7 protein-coding genes are annotated in these 8,435 nt (G+C 40.0%); 2 read left to right on the forward strand and 5 right to left on the reverse strand.

Going from position 1 to position 8,435, the window contains the following annotated elements:
* Positions 1-11: 11 nt before the first annotated feature.
* Genes LY11_RS23380 through LY11_RS23395 form a run of 4 tightly spaced genes read right to left on the reverse strand, consistent with a single transcriptional unit; the run spans position 12 to position 4,806 of the window.
* The gene (locus tag LY11_RS23380; RefSeq protein WP_111636037.1) at positions 12-1,247 is read right to left on the reverse strand and encodes a type 1 periplasmic-binding domain-containing protein; all 1,236 of its coding nucleotides are present in this window, start codon (positions 1,245-1,247) and stop codon (positions 12-14) included.
* The gene (gene guaA / locus LY11_RS23385) at positions 1,204-2,733 is read right to left on the reverse strand and encodes a glutamine-hydrolyzing GMP synthase (RefSeq protein ID WP_111636038.1); all 1,530 of its coding nucleotides are present in this window, start codon (positions 2,731-2,733) and stop codon (positions 1,204-1,206) included. Before guaA ends, LY11_RS23380 begins: the two co-directional genes overlap by 44 nt.
* 8 nt (positions 2,734-2,741) lie before the next feature.
* The gene (locus LY11_RS23390; protein ID WP_170132762.1) at positions 2,742-3,194 is read right to left on the reverse strand and encodes a deoxycytidylate deaminase; all 453 of its coding nucleotides are present in this window, start codon (positions 3,192-3,194) and stop codon (positions 2,742-2,744) included.
* 4 nt (positions 3,195-3,198) lie between these two features.
* Positions 3,199-4,806 (reverse strand): MFS transporter, encoded by a 1,608-nt coding sequence (locus LY11_RS23395; RefSeq protein ID WP_111636039.1) that lies wholly within the window; start codon positions 4,804-4,806, stop codon positions 3,199-3,201.
* A gap of 216 nt (positions 4,807-5,022) precedes the next feature.
* Between LY11_RS23395 and LY11_RS23400 the strand changes: the two genes are divergently transcribed.
* Complete coding sequence (locus tag LY11_RS23400; protein ID WP_111636040.1) at positions 5,023-5,649, forward strand: LysE family translocator; 627 nt, start codon at positions 5,023-5,025, stop codon at positions 5,647-5,649.
* Between the two features lie 78 nt (positions 5,650-5,727).
* On the opposite strand, the gene LY11_RS23405 is transcribed toward LY11_RS23400, so the two are convergent.
* Positions 5,728-7,629 (reverse strand): class II glutamine amidotransferase, encoded by a 1,902-nt coding sequence (locus LY11_RS23405; protein ID WP_111636041.1) that lies wholly within the window; start codon positions 7,627-7,629, stop codon positions 5,728-5,730.
* 566 nt (positions 7,630-8,195) lie between these two features.
* Between LY11_RS23405 and LY11_RS23410 the strand changes: the two genes are divergently transcribed.
* On the forward strand, positions 8,196-8,435 hold a 240-nt coding region (locus LY11_RS23410), incomplete at its 3' end, for a transposase (RefSeq protein WP_146610871.1).

The raw sequence follows: 8,435 nt of genomic DNA on the forward strand, positions 1-8,435 counted from the left end.
TAGATTAAACCCTACTCAATAGGGGTTAACGCAAAATTTTTGTATTCCAATAAGAACAAACTGGTATTGATATATCCCAGTTTATCATCTTTGATAAAACGGAAAGAGTTTTCCAGTCCGTCATAATGCTCCTGCGTCAGATGCTTCAAATAACCCGCACCATGTTCAGCGAAAAGCTTCCCAAAGAAAAACCCAATATCAAATCCTTTAAAAGAATATTCCGCAGGCTCAAACTTGTTAAGCTGACGGTATTTCCTGACAAAATTAATGACATCCCTGCTCTTATAATCTACAAAATAAGAAGTGGTAATTTTGGTCCGCAGCAACTGTAGCTTTTCTATATTATAATTTTGCTTGCCCCAGTTCGGATGCCCGAACAATTCAATATTACTGCCTGCAGTCTTCATCTTTGCCAGCTTATCTATGCTGCCTACCACAAAAGCCCGGTCAGCCGAAGAAATCAGCACTGCATACTGTTTACCAGGAACCATTTTCGTTTCCATGGCAAATACAGAAGCATACTCCTGAAAAATATAGCGTGAACCTCTGCCCTTCTGGAAATAATCACGCAACGGATTGCCTAATACCTCATCACCCGATTTCTTTGGGTTGATCAGCACAACTATTGCTTTTCCCGGATCATACTCTCTTCTGATATAATCACCCATTTTATCCGCATGCAGATCAATATTATTGACAATAGAGATCAGGTTTGGATTATTGAATTCATCAGGATGTGTAGCCGCCAGAGGCGAAACCACAGGAATATTATTCACAATAGAATAATTAGTGATAAACTTAACCCCATCTGGAAATACAGGGCCGATAATTAAGTTTGTACCCGCTAATTGCCCCGACTTCAGCAAAGAAGTGATCTGAACATTATTATCACGCGTGTCCAGCACCTTTACCTTAAAGTTCATACCGGCAGCGGCAGCAGAGTCGATCCCCATTTTAAAGCCCTGATAAAAATCAATGGCCATCGCAGACTTGTCCAGTTCAGCTTTACTACCAGCTTTAATTCTGGCGCTGTTCAGGTTAAGCGGGATCAGCAAAGAGATATTGGCCTCAGTGAATTTCTTCTCTGAGGCTGCATCCTTTTTATCTTCTTTATTTCCGATTTCTTTTTTAGGTGACTTATTTGTCCTGGTCTTTGGCGAACAGGCCGCTACACAGAAACAAATAAATAGCAGACACCAGAATCTATTCCCACTCAATCGTTGCAGGTGGTTTTGAACTAATATCATATACGACCCTATTAATACCTTTGACTTTATTGATGATTTCATTAGAAATTTTCGCAAGGACCGGGTAAGGCAAATGACACCAGTCGGCAGTCATTCCATCCACAGATTCCACAGCACGAAGACAGATTACGTTTTCGTAAGTACGCTCATCGCCCATTACACCAACCGATTGAACCGGAAGGAATATTGCTCCTGCCTGCCAAACCTGGTCGTATAAACCTGCCTCTTTAAGATTATTAATATAGATAGCGTCAGCTTCCTGAAGGATAGCTACTTTTTCTTCGGTTACATCACCCAGAATACGAATCGCTAAACCTGGTCCCGGGAAAGGGTGACGGCCTAAGATAAACGCTTCCAAACCTAATGACTTACCCACTCTTCTCACTTCATCTTTAAATAAAGTATTCAAAGGTTCCACTACTTTAAGTTTCATGAAATCAGGTAAACCACCAACGTTATGGTGAGATTTAATAGTTGCAGAAGGGCCTTTTACAGAAATTGACTCAATGACATCAGGATAGATTGTACCCTGTGCAAGCCATTTTACATCCTGTACTTCGTGCGCTGCATCATCAAATACTTCGATGAATACACGGCCTATAGCTTTACGTTTCAGCTCAGGGTCTTTAATACCAGCAAGCTGACTTAAAAAGCGGTCCTTTGCATCAATACCTTTAATATTTAAACCTAAATGTTTGTATTGTTCCAAAACCGCAGCATACTCATCTTTACGTAATAAGCCGTTGTCTACAAAAATACAGTGAAGGTTAGTTCCGATAGCTTTGTGCAAAAGAATTGCTGCAACGCTTGAATCCACACCACCAGAAAGACCTAAAACAACTTTATCGTCGCCTAATTTCTCTTGAAGTGCAGCAATAGTAGTTTCAACAAAGGCATCCGCAGTCCAGTTCTGGCTGCAACCACAAATATCTACCAGGAAGTTTTCCAGTAATTGTTTTCCATCCGTGCTGTGTGTTACTTCAGGGTGGAACTGAATGGCATAAGTATCCGAGTTTTTCACATGGAAACCGGCAACTTTTACACTATCAGTACTTGCTATGATCTCAAAATTTTCAGGAACGACAGTAATGGTATCACCATGTGACATCCAAACCTGAGAATTCAAATCTATATTTTTTAATAATTTACTGGTTGACTCAACGAAATTCAGATTTGCTCTTCCATACTCACGAGTTGAAGAAGGCTGAACTTCACCGCCTGAATGCTGCGCAAGATATTGTGCACCATAACAAACAGCCAGTACCGGGAATTTCTGATGAAAACGTGTTAAATCAATTTGAGGTGCATCTTCCTGACGCACAGAATACGGGCTACCTGAAAAGATAATACCTTTAACATCTGATAAGGTTTCCGGAATATTATTAAATGGATGTATTTCGCAATAAACATTTAGCTCACGCACCCTGCGGGCTATCAATTGTGTGAATTGAGATCCAAAATCGATAATGATGATTTTTTCTAGCATGGCCAAAGTTAGTATTTATTCACTTCAACACCGAATCTTTTTAAGAAATCCACACCCTCATCACTAGGCAGCCCTTTGTAAGCCGCATAAGAATCTTTAAAATAAACAACTTTTATCCCTGACGAAAGGATTAATCGTGCACAGGCAATACAAGGAGAAAGTGTCGTATATAAAGTTGCCCCTTCAATCCTTGACCCGTTTCTGGAAGCATATAAAATCGCATTTTCTTCTGCATGCAGGGCCAGCGAACAGCTCCCTCTGGAATCTTTTTCGCAGCCTGTATCCGGCCATTCCTCATCACAATTGTGCGTGCCCGATGGCGGACCGTTATACCCGATAGAAATGATCCGGGTATCCTTTGTCAATACAGCACCTACCTGTGCCCTTACACAATGAGATCTGGCGGCAAGATCTACCGCCAGATTCATATATATATCATTAAAACCAGGTTTAACTGTCATAAAATTAGTGACCTCCTTCTGCTTCGATATGTTCAACATCAATTCCTTGTCTCTTCAATACCGAACTCACTTTCCATGCAAAGAATATTAGGTAAACAAACCCAAACAGCGGGATAATATAAGAACCGTGAATACCATGTGTATCCGCCAATTGTCCCTGTACCGGTGGCAAAATAGCACCACCTAAAATCATCATAATCAGGAATGATGAACCCTGGCTGGTATATTTACCCAATCCTGTAATGGATAACGCAAAGATAGAAGGCCACATAATTGAACAGCATAGCCCGCCACTGATAAATGCGAATGTTGCAACTTCACCTGTGGTCATTAAACCAACGCTCATACAAACTACGCCTAAAGTGGCAAAAATAGCCAGTGTTTTAGCTGGTTTCTCCTGACCAAGGAAAAATCCTACGATCAATACCGCTACACAAACACCATAAATATATAAGTTACCTACATCTGTACCGGTAAAATGGTTCACTAAAAGAATCACGCCAAAGGCAACAAAAGGAACGACAACAGTTAATATGTTTTTTGTAATTTTTGATAAATTAAAAGCACTCACAGCACCTGTCCATCTACCAATCATCATACTTCCCCAATATAAAGCGATATAAGGTTTAATGGCAGACTCAGGGAAACCACCAAACTCTTTCAAGTGAAGTAAAGCACCCAGATTACTTTGAATGGTAACCTCAACCCCTACATAGGTAAAGATGGCGATCATCCCCATAATCAGCTGAGGATATTGCATTGCACCCCATTGATTTCCGTTCTCTTTCTTTTTAAGCAGGACAAAGATCAATGCGCCAATGATAATAGCCAGTGACGAGTAGACAAAGTTTGCTTCAGACAAGTGCATAAAACCAGCTAATGGTTTAGCCGCAAGCACCATCAGGAATCCAATTATAATCACTAAAAGCGGTCCGTTTGATTTTGGACTGGCTTCCATCGTTTCTTTACTGGTTACTTCTGGCAATTTAGTGATGGCATAAAAACCAGCAACTAATAAAAATAAGCCTGATAAAGCATAATATAAGGTAGTAATTGAAGAAATCTCTACTGTTTTAGCAACTGCATCACTTGCAGAACCAAAAAGCACTAAACTTACAATGACAGGGCCCATTAAACCACCAAAGTTATTTACTCCACCAGCAAGGTTTAAACGGTGTGTACCGCTTTCAGGGGCACCTAAAGCTACCACAAATGGTTGCGCTGCAGTTTGCTGTAAAGAGAAACCTATTGCAATGACAAAAAAGGCAATTAAAATGAAGAAGAATGAGCCTGAATGAACTGCAGGAACCATTAAAAGGGCACCACCGGCAGAAATAATCAAACCCAGGATAATCCCTTTCTTGTAACCTATTTTATTTAGAATATCGACTTTACTCGCTTGCGAAGCAAAGTATAAAATCAGTGAACCAATAAAGTATCCGCCATAGAACGTAAAGTCAATCAGTTGAGATTCAAATTGTGTGAGGTTGAAATGTGACTTACAGAAAGGTATAAAGATACCATTCGATGCGGCCACGAAGCCCCAGAAAAAGAACACGGTGATGATCGAATACAACGCCGTTCCATAGTTTTGTTGTTTTTGGTTTTCCATTGATTATGCAAGTTTTTTTTGGTTGTTTGAAACTATCTTGTGCTTAGGATTGTTCCATATAATTATAGTCAGGATATTATCAATACTTAGTGCTGATAATACAAGGCATAAACATAATTAAAATATTGTGTATAGTGTACACAATAAATGAAGCAAAAAAAATAGGCGGTATTATACTTTAAAATCAGATATTAGCGCCAAATATATGTGAGTTGAATGATTGAAGCAATATTACAGGGGATTGGTGCGGGTATTTTGTTTTCGTTTTTAACGGGCCCGGTCTTCTTTTCCATGATCAAAACCAGCATTGAAAAAGGCTTTAAAGCTGGTTTTTCTTTGGCCATCGGAGTGATTTTAAGTGACATTATATTTATTAGTTTAACGATCTTCAGTTCGCAGTTTGTGGATTATAATGCAGATTATAATCAGTACATCGGCATCATCGGAGGTCTTTTCCTTTTGGGAGTAGGTCTGTATTACCTGATCAATAAGGTCACGGTCAATTACGAAACTTCTGAAATTGTGAAGGTGCGCAAACGCGGCTATATTATCAAAGGATTCCTGATGTGCCTGTTATCCCCTACTACTTTAATGTTCTGGATTATGGTGGGTGGTATTGTTTCCGGCCAGCTGCATTATGCGATGGCTGAGAAGGTTGTATTCTTTGTAGTGGCTATGTGTACCCAGCTTTTCGTAGACTTCATCAAAACATACTATGCTGCCAAATTAAGATATAGGATTAAAGAGAAAAACATCAAGATCCTGAACCGGATTGCGGGTGCAGTTATTATCATTTTCGCAGTCAGGTTGTTTATAGAAGTAGCAATCAAATATTATAGTTAATACAAGTTCTATTTACTTGAACGCACAAAAAAACCCGGTACTGCATGCAGTACCGGGTTTTTTATGGGTTAACCTTGCTTAGTAAGCCCTCTGGTTACTTCCTTCTTTCCAGTTTACAAAAGCCTTGTTAACGACTTTGTTTCCACCTGGTGTTGGGTAGTTACCTGAGAAATACCAGTCACCAGTATGATTAGGGCAAGCAACGTGTAAGTTATCCAGTGTCTGGTAAATTACTTCTACTTGTGCAACCGTGTCGGCCGGGGTAATGATTTTTGTAATCTGTGCAGAGATCTCTTCCTGTTTGAAAGGTCTGTAGATGTCTTTTACATGGTTTACAATTTCTTCTTTCGGTAATAATAAAGAAGCTTTACATTTCTGATATACATCTTCAATGATATGCTCTAATCCGCGTTCTTTTAACAACTGTATAGCGGCTTCAAAGGCTACGAACTGACCTAGCTTTGACATGTCGATTCCGTAACAGTCAGGGTAACGGATTTGAGGTGCTGAAGAAACAATAATGATTTTCTTAGGATGTAACCTGTCGATAATCTTAATAATGCTTTGTTTCAGCGTAGTTCCTCTAACAATAGAGTCATCTACTGCAACCAGTGTGTCTACATCGTTTTTAATCACACCGTAAGTGGTATCATAAACGTGAGCGACCATTTCTTTACGGTCAGCATCGGCGGTAATGAAAGTACGGAGTTTAACGTCTTTGATAGCCAGTTTTTCTACGCGTGGAGCCATAGATAACAGTTCATCAAGTTCAGCGTCTGTCAGGGTTTCTTTACGTTCAATAAGCGTATCCTTCTGGATCTTCTTGATATGCTTGTGTAAACCTTCTACTAAACCGTAGAAGGAAATTTCAGCAGTATTTGGGATAAAAGAGAAAACTGTGTTTTTCAGATCTGAGTTTACTGCGGTCAGGATCTGGTCGATCAATAGTCTTCCTAATTGTTTTCTTTCTTTATAAATATCAGCGTCACTTCCGCGGGAGAAATAAATACGTTCGAATGAACATGCTCTTTTTTCCTGTGGTTCTCTGAAGATTTCCTGCGTAACTGTTCCGTCTTTTTTAACGATCAGTGCGTGTCCTGGTTTAATTTCCTGAACGCTGTTAATGCCTACGTTAAATGCGGTTTGAATTGCGGGACGCTCTGAGGCTGCCACAACAATTTCATCATCCTGGTAAAAGTATGCGGGACGGATTCCTGATGGGTCACGCAGAATAAATGCGTCTCCGTTTCCTACGATTCCTGAAATTGCGTAACCACCGTCCCAGTTTTTAGCGGAGCGGGTAAGGATATTCGCGATGTTCAGGTTTTGGGAGATTTTAGCCGTAATTTCTACGTTTGATAGTCCTTCTTTTTTGTAAGTATCAAAAAGTTCCTGATTCTCATCGTCAAGGAAGTGACCGATTTTTTCTAATACGGTAACGGTATCAGCTTGTTCTTTTGGGTGTTGTCCGAGTTCGTATAGTTGTTCTAGTAATTCATCAACGTTAGTCATGTTGAAGTTACCTGCAATAACAAGGTTACGTGTCATCCAGTTGTTCTGACGAAGGAATGGGTGACAGTTTTCTATACTGTTCTGGCCGTGTGTTCCGTAGCGAAGGTGTCCTAACAATACCTCTCCTATGAAGCTCACATTTTGTTTCAGCCATTCTGCATCCTGCATGAGTTCAGGTGTCTCATTTTGGATGTCTGCAAATTTACCTTGTACATATCCGAAGATATCTGCAACGGCATTCTGTGCCATCGACCTGTAACGGCTAATGTACCGGTGACCTGGTTTTACATCTAATTTGATTGTTGCAATTCCTGCGCCGTCCTGCCCTCTGTTGTGTTGTTTCTCCATCAAAAGGTATAGTTTGTTCAGTCCGTAAAGGGCTGTACCATACTTTTCCTGGTAGAATGAGAGAGGTTTTAAAAGACGGATAAAAGCAATTCCGCACTCGTGTTTTATCTGGTCACTCATTTGTTTGTGGTTTGAGCCGCAAATTTACCTTTAATAAAAGTCAGAACCTAGCTAAAAATACAATCTTTCATCAGCGAAATGTATGTTTTTGGGGGTGGTCTGGGGGATCTCGACGAAAAATAAAGACATGCTATGTTCGAGCTGGAAATTACTTAGGCCCGAAGAGGGCAAAGAAAATTTAGGCTCGTCACATTAGCATGTCTTTATTTTTTCGAGATTCCACCAGGTATAATGTAAAAACATACATGATGGCTGCAAGAAAGGATTGTTTTTTAGAGACGGTCTTTCGTTTATTCTGCGGACATCTGTTTGTTGAGGTGTTAATATGGAGGAAAATCGAGAAGAAACATAGCGGAGAAGCGCGATGAAGGATAATAAGAAGAAACTTGATGAAGGAGAAAAGGAGAAACTTAATGAAGGATAACAAGAAGGAGCTTAATGAAGAATAATAAGGAGAAACTTGATGAAGGATAACAAGAAGAAACTAGATGAAGGATAATAAGAAGTGGACTTGCTATATTTGAGTAGACACGGAGTTAAGGGATTTACATACCTTAACAGAAATTATGTCACGAGAGAGAAAAGCATACCCGAAGGAGTTCAAACTGATGAGTGTTGAACTGAGTTACACCCGCCCAGATCTAACGACCCTTGCGAAGGAATTGGATATCAACGTCACGTTATTATATAGATGGCGGAAGGAATTTTCAAGTAAGCAAGGCAGTAGTTTCCCTGGTAATGGGAATGTTATCCTCAGCGCAGCCGAGCAAGAAGTGGCTAATTTGAAAAAAGAACTGCGTGAAACG

The organism is Pedobacter cryoconitis (genome assembly GCF_003259615.1).
GTDB classification, from domain to species: domain Bacteria; phylum Bacteroidota; class Bacteroidia; order Sphingobacteriales; family Sphingobacteriaceae; genus Pedobacter; species Pedobacter cryoconitis.

What these genes read in the sequence shown, in the direction of transcription:
- LY11_RS23380 (WP_111636037.1), bottom strand. Translation starts at nt 1,247, where the DNA reads ATGATATTAGTTCAAAACCACCTGCAACGATTGAGTGGGAATAGATTC.
- LY11_RS23395 (WP_111636039.1), bottom strand. Translation starts at nt 4,806, where the DNA reads ATGGAAAACCAAAAACAACAAAACTATGGAACGGCGTTGTATTCGATC.
- LY11_RS23390 (WP_170132762.1), bottom strand. Translation starts at nt 3,194, where the DNA reads ATGACAGTTAAACCTGGTTTTAATGATATATATATGAATCTGGCGGTA.
- guaA (WP_111636038.1), bottom strand. Translation starts at nt 2,733, where the DNA reads ATGCTAGAAAAAATCATCATTATCGATTTTGGATCTCAATTCACACAA.
- LY11_RS23405 (WP_111636041.1), bottom strand. Translation starts at nt 7,629, where the DNA reads ATGAGTGACCAGATAAAACACGAGTGCGGAATTGCTTTTATCCGTCTT.
- LY11_RS23400 (WP_111636040.1), top strand. Translation starts at nt 5,023, where the DNA reads ATGATTGAAGCAATATTACAGGGGATTGGTGCGGGTATTTTGTTTTCG.